The sequence below is a fragment of the Pantoea sp. GD03673 genome, assembly GCF_029844725.1.
Taxonomy (GTDB): Bacteria; Pseudomonadota; Gammaproteobacteria; order Enterobacterales; family Enterobacteriaceae; genus Pantoea.
In genome coordinates, this window is the sequence record NZ_JAOCKJ010000008.1 from 214945 (window position 1) to 232387 (window position 17443).

General features: G+C 54.4%; 16 protein-coding genes. All 16 read right to left on the minus strand.

Annotated features, from left to right (window positions below; translation table 11 throughout):
* Nucleotides 1-149: 149 nt before the first annotated feature.
* The 16 genes from N5J69_RS17195 to ravA all read right to left on the minus strand — a co-directional run bounded on the left by N5J69_RS17195 (nt 150) and on the right by ravA (nt 17197).
* The gene (locus N5J69_RS17195; RefSeq protein ID WP_008926374.1) at nt 150-569 is read right to left on the minus strand and encodes a F0F1 ATP synthase subunit epsilon; all 420 of its coding nucleotides are present in this window, start codon (nt 567-569) and stop codon (nt 150-152) included.
* A gap of 24 nt (nt 570-593) precedes the next feature.
* Nucleotides 594-1991: a F0F1 ATP synthase subunit beta gene (gene atpD, locus N5J69_RS17200; RefSeq protein ID WP_009088209.1), complete on the minus strand. Its 1398-nt coding sequence runs from the start codon at nt 1989-1991 to the stop codon at nt 594-596.
* A gap of 30 nt (nt 1992-2021) precedes the next feature.
* A complete protein-coding gene (atpG, locus tag N5J69_RS17205) occupies nt 2022-2888 on the minus strand; it encodes a F0F1 ATP synthase subunit gamma (protein WP_003849534.1) in 867 nt (288 codons plus the stop codon).
* Between the two features lie 52 nt (nt 2889-2940).
* A complete protein-coding gene (gene atpA / locus N5J69_RS17210) occupies nt 2941-4482 on the minus strand; it encodes a F0F1 ATP synthase subunit alpha (protein WP_279771786.1) in 1542 nt (513 codons plus the stop codon).
* A gap of 14 nt (nt 4483-4496) precedes the next feature.
* A complete protein-coding gene (atpH, locus tag N5J69_RS17215; RefSeq protein ID WP_003849530.1) occupies nt 4497-5030 on the minus strand; it encodes a F0F1 ATP synthase subunit delta in 534 nt (177 codons plus the stop codon).
* A 14-nt stretch (nt 5031-5044) separates the two neighbouring features.
* Nucleotides 5045-5515, minus strand: coding sequence for a F0F1 ATP synthase subunit B (gene atpF / locus N5J69_RS17220; protein ID WP_003849528.1), 471 nt, complete (start codon nt 5513-5515; stop codon nt 5045-5047).
* A gap of 107 nt (nt 5516-5622) precedes the next feature.
* Nucleotides 5623-5862 carry a F0F1 ATP synthase subunit C gene (gene atpE / locus N5J69_RS17225; protein ID WP_003849523.1) on the minus strand — a complete coding sequence of 80 codons (240 nt, stop codon included), beginning with the start codon at nt 5860-5862 and terminating at the stop codon, nt 5623-5625.
* Between the two features lie 105 nt (nt 5863-5967).
* Entirely contained in the window at nt 5968-6786 is an 819-nt protein-coding gene (gene atpB / locus N5J69_RS17230) for a F0F1 ATP synthase subunit A (protein ID WP_275766247.1), read from the minus strand.
* Between the two features lie 8 nt (nt 6787-6794).
* Nucleotides 6795-7175 (minus strand): F0F1 ATP synthase subunit I, encoded by a 381-nt coding sequence (gene atpI / locus N5J69_RS17235; protein WP_279771788.1) that lies wholly within the window; start codon nt 7173-7175, stop codon nt 6795-6797.
* A 711-nt stretch (nt 7176-7886) separates the two neighbouring features.
* Nucleotides 7887-8504: a 16S rRNA (guanine(527)-N(7))-methyltransferase RsmG gene (rsmG, locus tag N5J69_RS17240; protein WP_279771789.1), complete on the minus strand. Its 618-nt coding sequence runs from the start codon at nt 8502-8504 to the stop codon at nt 7887-7889.
* A 47-nt stretch (nt 8505-8551) separates the two neighbouring features.
* On the minus strand, nt 8552-10441 hold the full coding sequence (gene mnmG / locus N5J69_RS17245) for a tRNA uridine-5-carboxymethylaminomethyl(34) synthesis enzyme MnmG (RefSeq protein ID WP_279771790.1): 1890 nt from the start codon (nt 10439-10441) through the stop codon (nt 8552-8554).
* Between the two features lie 432 nt (nt 10442-10873).
* Nucleotides 10874-11314 (minus strand): FMN-binding protein MioC, encoded by a 441-nt coding sequence (gene mioC / locus N5J69_RS17250; RefSeq protein ID WP_279771791.1) that lies wholly within the window; start codon nt 11312-11314, stop codon nt 10874-10876.
* Nucleotides 11315-11468: 154 nt separating this feature from the next.
* Entirely contained in the window at nt 11469-11930 is a 462-nt protein-coding gene (asnC, locus tag N5J69_RS17255) for a transcriptional regulator AsnC (RefSeq protein ID WP_003849496.1), read from the minus strand.
* A 103-nt stretch (nt 11931-12033) separates the two neighbouring features.
* Nucleotides 12034-14172, minus strand: coding sequence for a 5-histidylcysteine sulfoxide synthase (gene ovoA / locus N5J69_RS17260; protein WP_279771793.1), 2139 nt, complete (start codon nt 14170-14172; stop codon nt 12034-12036).
* A gap of 71 nt (nt 14173-14243) precedes the next feature.
* Entirely contained in the window at nt 14244-15704 is a 1461-nt protein-coding gene (gene viaA, locus N5J69_RS17265; protein ID WP_279771795.1) for an ATPase RavA stimulator ViaA, read from the minus strand.
* Nucleotides 15701-17197, minus strand: a complete 1497-nt coding sequence (gene ravA / locus N5J69_RS17270) for an ATPase RavA (protein ID WP_279771797.1) — start codon at nt 17195-17197, stop codon at nt 15701-15703. Before ravA ends, viaA begins: the two co-directional genes overlap by 4 nt.
* Between the last annotated feature and the right edge of the window lie 246 nt (nt 17198-17443).

Below are 17443 nucleotides of genomic sequence, written 5' to 3' on the forward strand. Positions count from 1 at the left end.
GTGAATTTTTACGGGTGAAAGTAAAACGGTTTGGGGTTGAGATTACTACATTTTTCTCAGGCCGAAATTAGGCGGAGAGGCTGTCTGGTCGCCACAGACAAAAAAAATGCCAGCCCGAGGGCTGGCATTTCGTGACGCATAAAGCTGGATTACATCGCTTTTTTGGTCAGTTCGATCACGCGCAGTTTAGCAATGGCTTTCGCCAGCTCGGCAGAGGCCTGAGCATAGTCCACGTCGCCGTGGCTGCTGTTCATGTGCTCTTCTGCTTTGCGTTTTGCTTCCAGAGCGCGCGCTTCGTCCAGATCGGTACCGCGAATTGCGGTATCGGCCAGAACGGTGCTGCTGCCCGGTTGCACTTCCAGCACGCCGCCAGAGAGGTAGATATACTCCTCTTCGCCGTGCTGTTTCACGATACGGATCATTCCAGGCTTAATGGCAGTCAGCAGCGGCGCATGGCCAGGGAAAATCCCCAGTTCACCTTCGCTACCTGACACCTGAATTTTCTGTACCAGACCAGAGAACAACTGCTCCTCTGCGCTGACCACATCCAGGTGATAAGTCATAGCCATAATCTTCCTCCCGGGAAACCGTTATTACAGTTTCTTCGCTTTTTCCACGGCTTCTTCGATGGCACCAACCATGTAGAAGGCCTGCTCTGGCAGGTGGTCAAACTCACCTTCCATGATGCCTTTAAAGCCACGGATAGTGTCTTTCAGGGAAACGTATTTGCCCGGTGAACCGGTGAATACTTCCGCAACGAAGAACGGCTGAGACAGGAAGCGCTGAATCTTACGCGCACGTGCCACCAGCAGTTTGTCTTCTTCAGACAGCTCATCCATACCGAGGATGGCGATGATGTCTTTCAGTTCCTGATAACGCTGCAGCAGTGACTGAACGCCACGCGCAACATCATAGTGTTCCTGACCAACAACCAGCGGATCCAGCTGACGGCTGGTAGAGTCCAGCGGGTCAACGGCCGGGTAGATACCCAGAGAGGCGATCTGACGGCTCAGCGTAACGGTTGAGTCCAGGTGCGCAAAGGTGGTTGCTGGTGACGGGTCAGTCAGGTCATCCGCAGGGACGTAAACGGCCTGTACGGAAGTGATTGAACCGGTTTTGGTGGAGGTAATACGCTCCTGCAACACACCCATCTCTTCTGCCAGCGTTGGCTGGTAACCTACCGCAGATGGCATACGACCCAGCAGTGCAGATACTTCTGTACCGGCCAGGGTATAACGGTAGATGTTATCGATGAACAGCAGAACGTCGCGGCCTTCATCACGGAATTTTTCCGCCATGGTCAGACCGGTCAGTGCCACGCGCAGACGGTTACCCGGCGGCTCGTTCATCTGGCCATAGACCAGCGCAACTTTATCGATAACGTTTGAGTCAGTCATTTCGTGGTAGAAGTCGTTACCCTCACGAGTACGCTCACCCACACCAGCAAACACAGAGTAACCTGAGTGTTCAGCCGCGATGTTACGGATCAGTTCCATCATGTTGACGGTTTTACCTACACCCGCACCACCGAACAGACCCACTTTACCGCCTTTAGCAAACGGACACATCAGGTCGATAACCTTGATGCCGGTTTCCAGCAGTTCCTGTGAGTTAGACTGATCTTCATAAGAAGGCGCTGCGCGGTGAATAGAGGCGATCTCTACTGCGCTGCCGTCTTCTTCTTTCAGCTCGCCTTTCATATCGATTGGCTCGCCGAGAACGTTCATGATACGGCCCAGGGTCGCTTTACCGACTGGAACCTGAATCGGTTTCTGCAGGTCGTTGACGTTCAGACCACGCTTCAGGCCGTCAGACGTACCCATTGCGATGGTACGCACTACGCCGCCGCCCAGCTGCTGCTGTACTTCCAGCACCAGACGCGCATCACCATTCATCACCTCAAGGGCGCTGTACACTTGCGGTACCGCGTCCTGAGGGAATTCGACGTCAACAACGGCGCCGATAATCTGGACAATCTTTCCAGTTGCCATCTTGAATCCTCTACCTAATTCCAAACCTGGTTAAACCGCGGAGGCCCCCGAGACGATCTCGGTAAGTTCCTGGGTGATGCTGGCCTGACGAGCTTTGTTGTACACCAACTGCAGCTCTTTGATCAGATTTCCGCCGTTGTCGGTTGCGGCTTTCATCGCCACCATACGTGCGGCCTGCTCACTGGCCAGATTTTCCACCACACCCTGATAAACCTGCGATTCGACATAACGACGCAGCAGGGTATCCAGCAGCGCTTTCGGATCGGGTTCGTACAGGTAATCCCAGGTCTTCGCCTTCATCTCTTCTTCACCTTCCGCTGGCGCTAACGGCAGCAGTTGGGTGATGGTCGGAGTCTGAGACATGGTGTTATTGAATTTGTTACTGACGATCATCAGCTTGTCGATGCGGCCTTCATCATAAGCCTGCAACATCACTTTTACCGGGCCAATCAGATCAGACAGGGCAGGTTTATCGCCCATGCCGCTGACTTGCGCCACAATGTTGCCACCCACAGCACTGAAGAATGACGCCCCTTTTGAACCGATAATCGACAGATCGCTCTGTACGCCTTTATCGGACCAGGACTTCATATCCGCCAGTAATTTTTTGAACAGGTTAATGTTCAAACCACCACAAAGCCCGCGGTCTGTAGAAACGACCAGGTAGCCGACGCGCTTCACGTCGCGCTGTTCCAGGTAAGGGTGCTTGTATTCCAGATTACCCAACGCAAGGTGACCAATCACTTTGCGCATGGTGTCTGCATACGGACGGCTGGCCGCCATGCGTTCCTGCGTTTTACGCATCTTGGAGGCGGCGACCATTTCCATCGCTTTGGTGATCTTCTGCGTGTTTTTCACGCTTCCAATCTTGCTTCGTATCTCTTTTGCGCCGGCCATTAGCTTCTCCTCAAAGCCTTGCGGCCTGCCTTTTCAGACAAGCCGCCAGACATTACCAGGACTGGGTTGCTTTGAACGTATCGATCAGGCCTTTCAGCTTCGCTTCGATATCGTTGTTAAAGTTACCCGACTGGTTGATTTCAGCCATCAGCTCAGCGTGGTCGCGATCGGCGAAGGCCAGCAGTGCAGCTTCAAAGCTACCAATTTTTGCCAGTTCAACGTCGTTCAGGTAGCCACGCTCTGCAGCGAACAGAACCAGACCCTGCTGCGCGACAGACATCGGCGCATACTGTTTCTGCTTCAGCAGCTCGGTCACTTTCTGACCGTGGCTCAGCTGTTTGCGGGTTGCATCATCCAGATCAGATGCGAACTGCGAGAACGCCGCCAGTTCACGATACTGTGCCAGCGCGGTACGGATACCACCGGACAGTTTCTTGATGATCTTGGTCTGTGCAGCACCACCTACGCGGGATACCGAAATACCTGGGTTAACAGCCGGACGAATACCGGAGTTGAACAGGTTCGACTCCAGGAAGATCTGACCATCGGTAATCGAGATTACGTTGGTCGGAACGAACGCAGAAACGTCGCCCGCCTGAGTTTCGATGATCGGCAGCGCGGTCAGTGAACCGGTCTGTCCTGTCACTGCGCCATTGGTGAAACGCTCAACATAATCAGCGCTTACGCGTGATGCACGTTCCAGCAGACGAGAGTGGAGATAGAACACGTCGCCAGGGAAAGCTTCACGGCCTGGTGGACGGCGCAGCAGCAGGGAGATCTGACGGTAAGCGATAGCCTGCTTGGAGAGGTCATCGTATACGATCAGGGCGTCTTCACCACGGTCACGGAAGTATTCACCCATCGCACAGCCTGCGTACGGAGAGAGATACTGCAGTGCAGCAGATTCAGAAGCAGATGCCACAACAACGATGGTGTTCTGCAGTGCGCCATGCTCTTCCAGCTTACGAACCACGTTAGAGATGGTTGAGGCTTTCTGACCAATCGCAACATAGACACACTTGATGCCTGAGTCGCGCTGGTTGATGATCGCATCGATCGCCATCGCGGTTTTACCGGTCTGACGGTCACCGATGATCAGCTCACGCTGGCCACGGCCGATTGGAATCATCGCATCGACCGACTTATAACCGGTCTGGACCGGCTGGTCGACTGACTGACGGTCGATAACGCCAGGTGCAATCACTTCGACTGGTGAGAAACCGTCATTGTCGATTGCGCCTTTACCGTCGATAGGTGCACCCAGGGTGTTCACGACGCGGCCCAGCAGGCCACGGCCTACCGGTACTTCAAGAATACGGCCAGTACACTTAACCTTCATGCCTTCGGCGAGGTCAGCGTAAGGGCCCATCACCACTGCACCAACCGAGTCACGCTCGAGGTTCAGGGCGATAGCGTAACGGTTACCCGGCAGGGCAATCATCTCACCCTGCATGACATCGGCCAGGCCGTGTACGCGGATGATACCGTCACTTACAGAAACAATCGTACCTTCGTTGTGAGCTTCACTCACGACATTGAACTGAGCAATGCGCTGCTTGATCAGTTCGCTGATTTCGGTGGAATTCAGTTGCATATGCTCCAGTCCCCTTAAGACTGCAAGACGTCAGCCAGACGGTCAAGACGGCCGCGTACGCTGCCATCAATAACCAGATCACCCGAACGGATGATCACGCCTGCCATCACAGACTTATCAATTTTGCAATTCAGCTTAACTTTGCGTGACAGACGTTTTTCCATCGCGGCGCTGATTTTATTCAGCTGGTCGTCACTCAGCGTACTGGCGGAGATAACATCTACTTCAGCGGTGGCTTCATGAGCGTCGCGCAGTTCGATGTATTGAGCCAGTACAGCCGGAAGCGCTGTCAAACGTCCGTTTTCCGCCATCACCTTAATCAGGTTCTGCGCGGGTTCATCCAGTTGATCACCACAGACTGCGTTAAACGACGCTGCCAGCGCTTCAGGTGCTAATGCACCTGAGAGAAGATCAGCCATCTGTTCATTGCGAGCCACTTCTGCGGCAAACGCCAGCATCTGTTGCCAGCGTTCAATACTTTGATGCTCAACAGCAAAGTCAAAAGCTGCTTTGGCGTAGGGGCGAGCTACAGTAATCAGATCAGACATCAGCCCCTCCCTCCTTACAGTTCAGCGACCAGTTTATCAACGATGTCGCTGTTAGCAGCTTCATCCACGGAGCGTTCGATGATCTTCTCGGCGCCAGCCATAGCCAGCAACGCAACCTGCTTACGCAGTTCTTCACGTGCACGCTTGCGTTCGGCGTCAATTTCAGCCTGCGCTTGGGTCACGATACGGTTACGTTCGTTTTCAGCTTCGGTTTTCGCTTCGTCCAGAATCTGCGCGCGACGCTTGTTCGCTTGCTCGATAATGACCTGAGCGTCTTCTTTGGCTTTTTTCAGCTGGTCGGTCGCATTAGCCTGCGCGAGATCCAAATCTTTCTTTGCACGTTCAGCAGAAGCAAGGCCTTCAGCAATTTCTTTCTGGCGCTTTTCGATAGCAGCCATGAGCGGCGGCCATACGTACTTCATGCAGAACGCGACAAACAGGATGAACGCGATAGCCTGGCCGAGGATTGTTGCATTAATGTTCACAGCACAATGCCTCTAGATTGAGTATTTAACTTTTCTGCCGTTATCGGTGTGATAAGCGGCAGAATCCGTTCACCCCTGCACATTGTGCGTTGAGTGAACACAGGGCTTTAGGCGACAGCAAACATCACGTACAGACCCAGACCAACAGCGATCATCGGGATTGCATCCACCAGACCCATTACAACAAAGAACTGCGTACGCAGCAGAGGAATCAGGTCAGGCTGACGAGCAGCGCCTTCCAGGAATTTTCCTCCGAGGATGCCGATACCGATCGCAGCACCGATTGCCGCCAGGCCCATCATCACAGCGGCAGCCATGTACAGCAGATCCATATTCAGGTTTTCCATGACAGTCTCCAGTTTGTTTCAGTTAAATGCTCCCTTCATCTTCCGGGCTTCAGCGGAGTACGCCGCCACCCGGAATCAAGAGGGAAAGTAGTGTTGAGAAAAAAATCAATGCTCTTCAGATGCCATCGACAGATAGACGATCGTGAGGACCATGAAAATGAAAGCCTGTAGCGAAATGATCAGGATGTGGAAAATGGCCCACGGCACATTCAGCACCCACTGTGACCACCACGGCAACAGACCGGCAATAAGGATAAAGATCAGTTCACCCGCATACATGTTACCGAACAGTCGTAAACCCAGTGATACAGGCTTAGACAGCAGGCTCACACCTTCCAGAATCAGGTTGATCGGGATGAAGATCGGGTGGTTAAAAGGCTGCAGCGTCAGCTCTTTCGTGAAGCCGCCAATGCCTTTCATTTTGATGCTGTAGAACAGAATCAAAATAAATACGCCCAACGCCATTGATAGCGTGATGTTCACGTCTGCAGACGGTACGACGCGCAGCGCCGGCAGGCCTAAACCTTTCTCAGCGATTGTCGGCAGCAGGTCGATTGGCAGCAGATCCATGAAGTTCATCAGGAAGACCCAGACAAAAATTGTCAGAGCCAGCGGGGCGATAAGTTTGCTCTTACCGTGATACATGTCGCGCACGTTACTATCAACGAAACCGACAACCAGCTCGATAGCCGCCTGCATTTTCCCTGGTACACCGCTGGTAGCAGACTTCGCTACGCTACGGAACAACACCAGGAAGATGATTCCCAGCACCATAGAGAAAAACATGGAATCGATATTTAATACCCAGAACGTCGCGGGAGCGTCGTGCGGATTCACTAACTCGAAGGTACGCAGGTCCAACTGAAGATGAGTCAGGTGGTGACCAATGTACTCTTGCGGAGTAGAGATTTCTCCTGCAGCCATGATGCCTCTTACCCTTTGTTGTTAATTACCGCCGGTGCCAGCATTTGAACCACCAGCACCGATAACCAGGTTATTCCGACCGGCCAGAAGACCGCTCCGAATAGACCCAACGCCACAATGAGCAAAATGATGGTCGCAAACACTTTAGCAATTTCACCTAAAGCGAAGCTCCACGCGACTCGCCCCGAAGCGGGGGGTTGCCCCTGCAGGCGCCAGGCTAAAAACAAAAACAATACGTTTGGCAGCCAGGCTGCCGCGCCGCCAGCAAGAGCAGAAGCACCCCAGGTGACGTCTTTAACAGCAAAAAGTGCGCCGATGATGACTATCGTCACCAGCTGAATCATCAGCACCGTTCGGGCGAATTTTACACTGTAAAGAGACACTGACATGACGCTGATACTCTCCTGCCCCGTTAGGGGTATGTCGCGTGTCGTATAAGACTGCCTTTGCGCAGTTGAGTCAAGCAGCAAAAGCCGTGCAAATTATACGGGCCGCACCTGCGATTTCAATCGGTAAGTAGCGAAAAGGTGAACAATTATTTAAATTTCTTTCCGGAGGGCTATTTTTCCAAAGATTACCCTGCAGAGATTCACCCTAATCTGACTGAAAATTCACTCGAATCTTGCTTTTAAAGCGTGCTTTAGATCACATAATAAGCATTCGCACGTCACTGAATTTTATCATTGACCTATTTAAGAATAATCCGCAAAACAGATTAAAGCCGTAAAATCATACAGTTATAATTTTAAAAATGTCCCTGCAAGACTATTTGCACGGGAAACACGCTATTGACATCGAACTGTGCTTAAGAATCGTGAAATTGATATTACGCACGCAAAGTTATTACCAAGATATATTTTCCGGCGTGACTACTTTTATTCCGCGCCCCGCCTATACAAGTGATATTTCTGATAACCGAATGTGAATTAAACGTTAAATGTAACAGAGCTTTTCGGATAATTTCCGTCGCCGTTTTTAACCTTCCGTCAGCCAGGGCTTAATCAAAATCTTTTATTGATAGCGCATCATCTGCACTTTTTTGATCAGTGCCCCGATCAAAACCCTGGCAGACAAGCGCTATACCCCTGGAAACTGAAGGGCTACTGATGACGAATGATGACCAGGTGGCGGTCACCTTCCAGCTGCGGCACCTGCAGCTTTATTACTTCATCGGAGAGGTAGCCAGCCGGCAGCTCAGCGATTTCATCGTCCGGGCGAACCCCTTTAAGTGCATAAAAGCGCCCTTCCCTGCCCGGCAGATGGTGACACCAGCTCACCATGTCGTTCAGCGAGGCAAAGGCACGACTGATTACGCCATCAAAGGGTGGCTCAGCGGGGAAATCCTCAACCCGGCTCTGGACCGGAGTGATGTTAGTGAGTCCTAACTCATGCTGAACCTGGCGCAGGAAACGCACTCGCTTACCCAGACTGTCGAGCAGCGTAAAGTGCGCATCCGGCATCACGATAGACAGCGGAATGCCTGGCAGTCCGGGTCCGGTGCCGACATCAATAAAACGGGAGCCTTTCAGATGCGGTGCCACCACGATGCTGTCGAGGATATGGCGTACCAGCATCTGCTGCGGATCGCGTACGGATGTCAGATTGTAGGCTTTGTTCCATTTATCCAGCAGGCCGACATAGGCAACCAGCTTCTGTTTTTGTTGATCGGAGAGGGAAATACTGGCTGCTTTCAGCAGCGACGTGAGTGTGTTGATCACAGCATAAGTCCATTCAGCGGGGGCGAGTTGCCTCGCCCCGTTTCAGATCAGGCGCTTTTGCGCAGCAGACCCTGTTTTTTCAGATAGATAAGCAGAATTGAGATGGCCGCCGGGGTAATGCCGGAAATGCGCGTTGCCTGACCAATCGATACCGGCTTGTGATCGTTCAGCTTGGCGATCACTTCGTTTGAGAGGCCGTTTACCTGACGGTAGTCGAGCTCCACCGGTAACAGCGTATTCTCGTTACGCAGCTGGCGATCGATCTCTTCCTGCTGACGCGCAATGTAACCTTCATACTTGACCTGAATCTCAACCTGCTCAGCGGCCTGCTCATCAGCCAGCGCCGGACCAAAGGCATCCAGCGTCATCAGCTTCAGATAGGTCAGCTCAGGACGGCGCAGCAAATCTTCGCCACTTGCTTCCTTGGTCAGCGGCGCACTGAGTACCGTGTTCACTTCCGCCACGTGCTCTGACTTCGGATGAACCCAGATATCGCGCAGGCGCTGACGCTCCTGTTCAATTGCTTCCAGCTTCTGATTGAAACGCGCCCAGCGCACATCATCCACCAGCCCCAGTTCACGGCCGGTTTCGGTCAGACGCAGATCGGCATTGTCTTCGCGCAGCATCAGACGGTATTCCGCACGCGAGGTAAACATGCGGTACGGCTCTTTGGTGCCGAGCGTGCAGAGGTCATCCACCAGTACGCCGAGATAAGCCTGGTCACGACGCGGTGCCCAGCCCTCTTTGTCGGCAGACTGACGGGCAGCGTTAAGACCCGCCAGCATCCCCTGCGCTGCTGCTTCTTCATAGCCGGTGGTGCCGTTGATCTGTCCGGCAAAGAACAGACCGTGAATAAACTTACTCTCCAGCGTCGGTTTGAGATCGCGTGGATCGAAGAAGTCATATTCGATGGCATAACCCGGACGCACGATCTTCGCATTCTCCATACCCTGCATTGACCGGACGATCTGAATCTGCACGTCAAACGGCAGACTGGTCGAGATGCCGTTCGGGTAGATCTCATTGCTGGTCAGCCCTTCCGGCTCCAGGAAGATCTGATGCGAGTTACGATCGGCAAAACGCATGACTTTGTCTTCGATCGACGGACAGTAGCGTGGCCCGATCCCCTCGATGATCCCGGCGTACATCGGGCTGCGATCCAGGTTATTGCGGATCACCTCATGCGTTTTCTCATTGGTGTGGGTGATCCAGCACGGCACCTGTTGCGGATGCTGAGAGGCGTTGCCCATAAACGAGAACACCGGCATAGGGTTATCGCCGTGCTGCGGGCTGAGCACTGAAAAATCGATAGTGCGCGCATCGATACGCGGTGGCGTACCGGTCTTGAGGCGGTTTACCCGCAACGGCAGCGCACGCAGGCGTTTTGCCAGCGGAATGGACGGAGGATCGCCAGCGCGACCGCCGCTGTAGTTGTCCAGACCGATATGAATTTTGCCGTCAAGGAAAGTACCGACGGTAAGAACGACGGTTCTGGCACGAAATTTCAGTCCCATCTGGGTGACGGCACCCACCACACGATCGTTTTCCACGATAAGATCGTCGACCGCCTGCTGGAAGATCATCAGATTGGGCTGGTTTTCCAGTGCTGTTCGCACCGCCTGCCGATAAAGCACGCGATCGGCCTGAGCACGGGTCGCCCGTACGGCCGGGCCTTTGCTCGCGTTTAGTATCCTAAACTGGATACCCGCCTGGTCAATCGCACTGGCCATCAGACCACCCAGGGCATCCACTTCCTTCACCAAATGTCCTTTGCCAATACCACCAATCGCCGGGTTACAGGACATTTGTCCAAGCGTATCAATGTTATGGGTGAGTAACAGGGTTTGCTGACCCATTCGGGCTGCCGCCATTGCGGCTTCGGTGCCCGCATGACCACCACCAATTACGATGACGTCAAAAGGATCCTGATAAAACATGAAGTGGTACCTCGGTTGATGAACGTGCAGGATCGTCGTCCTGGGGCGTGGATTCTACTCAAATTCCGTCTGGGGTGAAAGCCGCGGGATCGTCCGGTTTTAAAAGAAAGGATCTTAGATCTGTATATGATCTTTCTGTTAGATCTCTTATTAGGATCCCGCCGGTCTGTGGATATGTGGCAGAACCAGAACAGAAACAACAGGATGGCAACGATCACTAGCTGTGAGTGATCGGTGATCCTGATCCGTATAAGCTGGGATCAAAAAGCGCTGTTATCCACAGCTCAAAAATCATACTTCGGTTGTTCTTTGGATAACTACCGGTTATACGCAGTAAAAGAGGGTAGTTATCCACAAAATAAAAGAGATGATAAGGATAAAATCAGCATCTTCTACTGAGGATCGTCACTATTTCGCGATCCCCGACCCCATTCAGATCGTCTTTTTCCAGCTTTCCAGCCAGGCTTCAGCGGGATCTTCAGGGATTTCATGCTCAAGCACGTCAATCTCCAGACGATCGCCGATCGGGCGGGCACCCTGAGCAATTAACAGCGCTTCAATCTGGCGGATCGCGCCACAGAAGAGATCATATTCATGATTGCCGAGCCCAATCGCACCAAAGCGAACCTGAGAGAGGTCGGGCTGACTGTCACGGATGGCTTCAAACAGTGGCAGCAGATTGTCGGGAATATCCCCTGCTCCGTGGGTTGAGCAGACCACCAGCCAGATGCCCTCCTGCGGCACCTCATCCAGCTCCGGGCCATGCAGCATCTGCGTTGAGAAGCCCGCTTCCTGTAATTTTTCTTCCAGATGTTCAGCCACATACTCTGCGCTACCCAGAGTACTGCCACTGATTAAGGTAATATCGGCCATCTTGCTCTCCCGGAGATTGAGGCGAGCATTGTACGCTGTGATCAAGCAGTGATCCACCTGTGGAAAACAGGGTTAATAGATCAGGAGATGCGAACGTAGCCGTTGTCAGCCGCCACATTCGTCAGGGATAAGCTTATGCACAAGGCGGGAAGGATCAGGGCTTGATGGTGCGCATGATCGGGTTTTGCAGCGAGATCAGGGTTTCGGTCGACTGAATTTCATCAATGGTCTGGATCTTGTTGATCAGCACCTGTTGCAGGGCGTCGATTGACCGGCACATCACTTTAATAAAGATGCTGTAGTGGCCGGTGGTGTACCAGGCTTCAACCACTTCATCCAGCGCATCCAGTTTGCTCAGCGCCGCCGGATAGTCCCGTGCGCTCTTAAGGATAATGCCGATAAAACAGCAGACATCAAACCCCAGCTGGCGCGGATCGATATCCACCCGGGTGCCCAGGATAATGCCCGCCTGCTTCATCTTTTCCACGCGCACATGGATGGTGCCGGGGCTGACATTAAACTGTTTTGCCAGCTCGGCGTAAGCGGTGCGCGCATTATCCAGCAGGGCATTCAGAATGCCACGATCCAGGTTATCGAGCTGCAGATGTTCGGCCATGGCCATCCTCGTTATTGGTCTGCTTGAGTAAACAAGGGTGAATGTGCAGCAAAACAGCGGTTCAGGCAACTACCGGCAGCGACGGGCGTCGCTGCCGGTTCACTTAGCGTTTGCGCCAGACGGTGACCTGCGCCAGCGTGTGCTGGAACTTACGGGCCGTTTCGCGGATCACGAACGGTTTATCCTGCGGTTCATCGACCAGCTCGAAGTCGGCCGCCAGCAGACGTTGCAGCGCCTGCAGTGTCGTCAGCGCCTCACCGTTTTCACGCACGCCGCCCAGCCAGTTCTCCTTCGGCGTGAAATCCTCCAGCCAGGTGTAAGGCGATGAGAGCAGCAGAATGCCGCCCTGGCGCAGCATCGGCGTGACATCCCGCAGGAAGCGGGCGGGCTGACGCAGGCGGTCGATCAGGTTGGAGGCGAGCACCAGATCGTAACGGCCTGGCTGTGGCTTAAGGTTACAGGCGTCGCCCTGAACAAAATGAATCCGCTGCGCCAGTTCGCTCTCCAGGGCGAAATCTTTCAGACGCACCTGGCGATACTCAACCAGATCGCCCTCCTGTGGCAGGAGATAACGGAAGTCTTCGCCGCTGGCCAGTTGCAGCGCCACATCGATAAAGCGCGCCGAGTAGTCCATCCCGGTGACGCGTTCAAAGTGGCGTGCCAGTTCAAAACTGGCTCGTCCGGTGGCACAGCCGATATCCAGTGCATCGCCACGCGCCGTGGTGTAATTCAGCGCCAGCTTCACCAGGCTTTCGGCGTAGTTATCCACGCCGAAATAGCGCGGCCCATACTGGAAATCCAGGTATTGCGACACCATCGCGTCAGATTCATACGGATTCAGCGCCATGGTCTCCTGATGGCTGGAAACCACGTAGCGGAAACCGGCATGCTGGAAGAAGTGGCGGCGGAAAGCATAGCGTGCCGATTTCAGCGCTTCGTTGCCGGTGGATATCCAGCTGCCGCCTTTGATCAGCGAATGTTTGCCATCAAAGGTCGGTGTAGAGAAATCGTCGTAGAGCGGGTGGACTTTAAAACCTTCAAAGCCGTTGGTTGGCGTGGTGGTCCACTGCCAGACGTTACCGACGATATCGAAGAACGCGCCCTGGGCGAAGAGATCGACCGGTGAAGAGGAAGCCCAGTAGGCCAGGTTAATGTTGCCCGGTGCCCGCTCCCAGTCTGGCTGATCGCCCGCAACCTGCTCGCGCAGCTGAGCCCACTCAGCTTCACAGGGAAGCTGAACGCTCATGCCGGTCTGTTCCGCTTTCCAGCGGCAAAAAGCGGCCGCTTCGAGCTGATTAACCTCGGCAGGCCAGTCCCACGGCATCGCCACTTCTTCACACATCAGGCGAAGTTTAAGCTGATCGGGCATCGCAGGCGTGCCGACCCAGAACGTGGGCATCTCTGCTTTAGCAAACTGACACCAGCCCCAGCCTTCATCATCCCACCAGCGTGCATCCTGATAACCGCCTGCCTCAACAAAGCTCAGGAATTCCGCATTGCTGACCAGCATTTTACTCGCCTGGAACGGCTGCAGCGTAACCTGCTGGCGGCCATACTCGTTATCCCAGCCGTAGGTATCGTCGGTTTTACCCAGCGTGACGGTGCCGCCCGGCATCGGCAGCAGAGTGTTGGCCGGAACAGCTTCGCGCTGGTGGCGCGCCATCGGACAGACTGGCCATGCGGCCTGTGGCCTGACCCATTCAACCGGTAACTGGCGGATCAGCACGCTGGAGGTTTCCAGATGAATACGTTCATGCTCTATGCCCATCAGGATCACCCAGGCCGGGCTCTCCCAGTTGATCGGCAGCGTGATCGGTATGGTCTGGATCAGATCGCTGACCAGCGCTTTAACACGTCCGCGGTAGTCGCGGATTTCGTCAATGGTGGGCCAGTCATAATGACTGTCGTTGAGGTCATCCCAGCTCATCTCATCCACACCAATCGCCATCATCGCTTCAATGCGATCGTCCAGACGCGCGTCGATAAGACGTCCGGCCATCAGCTTATTAATGTAGAAGGTGGCGGTGTGACCAAAATAGAAGATTAACGGATGGCGCAGCGGAATGGCTTTGGTAAACCAGGCCTGTGAATCGGCCAGACAGGTGAACAGACTTTCATACTGTTCCCAGGTCTGATGAAAATAGGCCAGCAATTCGGCACGTTTTTGTTCTATGTTCTGGCCGGAGAGCAATAACGTCCGCGTCGGTGCAGGCAGATCGTGATGGGGTTGAGCAAGCGTCACAGGAAGCTCCAGATTGCTGAGTAAGTGAAACGGTAATTCACTATAGCAAAGAAGCTTTTCTGTCAGATGACTTAACGGCGCCAGTGGCGCAGCAGGCGGCTTTTCATACCGGTATCGAAGCGCCAGATATGGTCGAAGATCCGCAGAATACCGGGTTTCCCGTGGGCCGACATGGCGACGGCGTGAAAACGTTGCTGATTATGTCGCTGGCGCGTTTTAATCGCACCTATCACCTCTTCCGGCAGACGCTGGGCAATAAAATCGGAGACGATCACCGCATCAGCTTCCTGCCACAGAGCGCCTTCCATTCGGGTGACAACGGAAGAAAGGCAGGCTGCCAGGTCGGTGCCGCCACGAAAACGCTGGCTCAGAAAGCGAATCGCCTGTTCCAGCCCGTCATCACCGGTCAGCTCATAGCCAATCACCTCATGAGCAAACAGCATGATGTAGCAGCGACGGCGGTCGGCCAGCGCAACCTTCAGCAGTGCCAGGCAAAATGCCTTGGCGCAGCGCTCATTGAAGCCCCCCATCGAACCAGAGGTATCAACGCAGACGATAAACGGCCCGCGCGGCTGCTCTTCATGCTGCTGGTGGCTGGCCGGACGCATCGTCACTTTTTCATGCAAGGCATCGCCCTGCAGCTTATAGGTCAGCAGCCGTTTCTCTACCAGCCGCCGGTAAAATTCCAGCTCCAGTTCGCTGATGCTCAGTGCGGCTAACTCCGGCGGCAGCAGACGCAGCACGTCATCGCTCTGATGAATGCCGCTGACTTCTTCCGGCACGGTCGCAGGCTCCTGCACCAGATGATGAAACGCTTCCATCGGGGCATCCTGCGAGGGCACCGACTTTGCCTCACGGCTGCGGCCCAGCTGCTGGGCCAGTTTCAGTAATTCCGGTTGCTGTGCCAGAAAGTCGCCATATTGCAGCATCAGCTGATAGTCGCCAGGCTGCAGTGACGCTTTGCTCATGTCCCACAGCCGGCCAGCGGCGGCTTCGTCATCGTCGCCGAGAATCGGTGCCAGCTGCCCGCTCAGCGCCATGCGCTGCTGCAGTTCCGCCAGCAGGCGCTCACGCTGCTGCTCCAGCAACGCCTGATTCAGGGTCAGGGTCTGTAAGGTCAGGCTCAGCCGCCAGCGCTGTAAAAAAAGCTGGTGCTGCGCGCTGCTGAGATGGCTGACATCAGTGTGCTGCAGTAGCCGGTTAGCTTCATCAATGAAGGGGGATGGCAGGCTTTCAAGTGCCTGAAGGGTTGTATTCAGCTGATGGCTGAATTCACGATCGCTGAGGAGCTGTATTCGCTGAAACAGCTGAAACTCTTCGGCCAGCGTGGCCGGAACCGGCGTGGCTTTGAGATCGGCTGTGATCTCTGCCCGCCAGCGTGGCACATCGCGCAGCAGCGCTTTTTTCAGGCCGGGAAACTTTTCAAAAAACAGCGCCAGCTGTGGGGATGCCAGCAGAGCAATAATCAGCTCTTCAATCAGTTCGGTCTCACCCACTGAAAGCAGTGTGCTGAGCGTCTCAACTGAGATCATTTACGCGCCTGTTTCAGCTGTTCCGCCACATCCTGAAGACTGGTTTCAATCCGCGCCAGCCAGTCATCGCTGATAAACAGGCAGCGCTGATGCTGGCTGAACAGGTGACGCTGCGACCGCAGTTCACTCTCCAGTGCATCCAGCGCGTCGGTGATCTCACCGGGCAGCGGCTCGCTGTTGCTGACGCCCGGCAGGGTAAGGCGCGACGATTGCAGGCTGACATCACGGATAGCCAGGCAGTGCTGCGCATCCACCTGTAAATCCAGGCTCTGTGCAAAGCCAATGCCGTTAAGCTTGCCCCTGACTTCGCCCCCTTTCTGCAGCCACTGATTCAGTGCATCACGCGCGATCACCAGATGGGTTACCTGCATGTCATGCAGCACCAGCGGCTTTTGCAGCATCAGCGTCAACTGCTCGTCGGTGAAACTTTCCGGCAGATCGTAATGCGGCTTGCGGCTGAACATGGCGCTGTGTTTTTCCAGGGTGATCGCCTGCGCGATACTCTGCTGCTGCTGCAAGGCCATGCGACGCGCTTTTATCTGCTGCAGTTTCAGCAGCATCGGCTGCTGTTGCCAGGCGTGCTGGGTCATGAGCTGATCGATTTCGCGTTCCAGCAGCTGCATAGACGCGACGTCGTGCCAGAGACAATCTTTCAGAAGGATCAGGTCTATCGGTGTAATGGCATTTCGCCCGCTGTAAAAGGCGCTGGCCTGCAGCAGATGAATGGCTTTCTTCCAGCGACGATCGGAGATGTAGGGCGCAGCGGGCTGGCTCTCCAGTTGCTGACGCAGCTGATAAATCAGCTCAAACACGGCATCGGGCAGGCTGACCTGGCTGATACCGCGCTGCCACTGCGCATACTCTTCATCGCTGATGCGCAGGGATTCCGCGACCGGATTCGTGTGTTCATCCTGCTGGTGGGTCAGCATGCTGCGAAAGTTCTGCTTCTCATGCACGTTATCCAGCCACAGGCGGATCAGCATCCGGTCATAAAGCGCTTCAAGGCCGCTATCTGCCTCCGGCAGTTCATTGGAGGCGGTAACCAGCAGCCGCATCGGGATGGTCTCTTCGCTGTCCCCATTGCGGAAGCGGCGTTCATTGATCGCGGTCAGCAGGGTATTCAGAATCGCCGGGCCGGCTTTCCAGATCTCATCCAGAAAAACAATTTCTGCATCAGGCAGATACCCTTTGGTGAGACGCTGATAGCGCCCTTCATCTTTCAGTGCCTGAATGGATAGCGGGCCAAACACCTCTTCCGGTGTGGAGAAACGGGTCATCAGATATTCAAAGGCGCGGGCGTGCTGAAAGGCATATTTAAGGCGGCGGGCAATCAGGCTCTTGGCAATGCCAGGCGGTCCCAGCAGGAACACGCTTTCACCGCTCAGCGCCGCCAGCAGGCAAAGGCGAATGGCATGGTGCCGTTCATATAATCCTTTTTCTAACGCATTGCTAAGGCGAGAAATTCTTTCTGCCAAAAGATGGGGTTGAGCCATAATCACATCAATGTCCTTACGATCGTCGGGCCGCCGCGCTTAAGCAAGCGCCTTACTCTATAGATCATCATGCGTGAAAGCGTTGATAGCTGTCAGCTTTTTTGTTTCAGAAGGTTTGCCTGCTTTAAAGTGGTGCCGGACAACAGGTTATCGGCTGAAATGTCACCGCAACGCTGACTGCGAGGCGAAGCGGGTATAGGAATTTTCGTTAATACGTGCATACTGTGCGCTTTTTGATGGCCTGAG

What these genes read in the sequence shown, in the direction of transcription:
- atpI (WP_279771788.1), bottom strand. Translation starts at nt 7,175, where the DNA reads ATGTCAGTGTCTCTTTACAGTGTAAAATTCGCCCGAACGGTGCTGATG.
- atpG (WP_003849534.1), bottom strand. Translation starts at nt 2,888, where the DNA reads ATGGCCGGCGCAAAAGAGATACGAAGCAAGATTGGAAGCGTGAAAAAC.
- atpD (WP_009088209.1), bottom strand. Translation starts at nt 1,991, where the DNA reads ATGGCAACTGGAAAGATTGTCCAGATTATCGGCGCCGTTGTTGACGTC.
- asnC (WP_003849496.1), bottom strand. Translation starts at nt 11,930, where the DNA reads ATGGCCGAACATCTGCAGCTCGATAACCTGGATCGTGGCATTCTGAAT.
- atpB (WP_275766247.1), bottom strand. Translation starts at nt 6,786, where the DNA reads ATGGCTGCAGGAGAAATCTCTACTCCGCAAGAGTACATTGGTCACCAC.
- N5J69_RS17195 (WP_008926374.1), bottom strand. Translation starts at nt 569, where the DNA reads ATGGCTATGACTTATCACCTGGATGTGGTCAGCGCAGAGGAGCAGTTG.
- atpH (WP_003849530.1), bottom strand. Translation starts at nt 5,030, where the DNA reads ATGTCTGATCTGATTACTGTAGCTCGCCCCTACGCCAAAGCAGCTTTT.
- viaA (WP_279771795.1), bottom strand. Translation starts at nt 15,704, where the DNA reads ATGATCTCAGTTGAGACGCTCAGCACACTGCTTTCAGTGGGTGAGACC.
- atpA (WP_279771786.1), bottom strand. Translation starts at nt 4,482, where the DNA reads ATGCAACTGAATTCCACCGAAATCAGCGAACTGATCAAGCAGCGCATT.
- mnmG (WP_279771790.1), bottom strand. Translation starts at nt 10,441, where the DNA reads ATGTTTTATCAGGATCCTTTTGACGTCATCGTAATTGGTGGTGGTCAT.
- mioC (WP_279771791.1), bottom strand. Translation starts at nt 11,314, where the DNA reads ATGGCCGATATTACCTTAATCAGTGGCAGTACTCTGGGTAGCGCAGAG.
- atpE (WP_003849523.1), bottom strand. Translation starts at nt 5,862, where the DNA reads ATGGAAAACCTGAATATGGATCTGCTGTACATGGCTGCCGCTGTGATG.
- ravA (WP_279771797.1), bottom strand. Translation starts at nt 17,197, where the DNA reads ATGGCTCAACCCCATCTTTTGGCAGAAAGAATTTCTCGCCTTAGCAAT.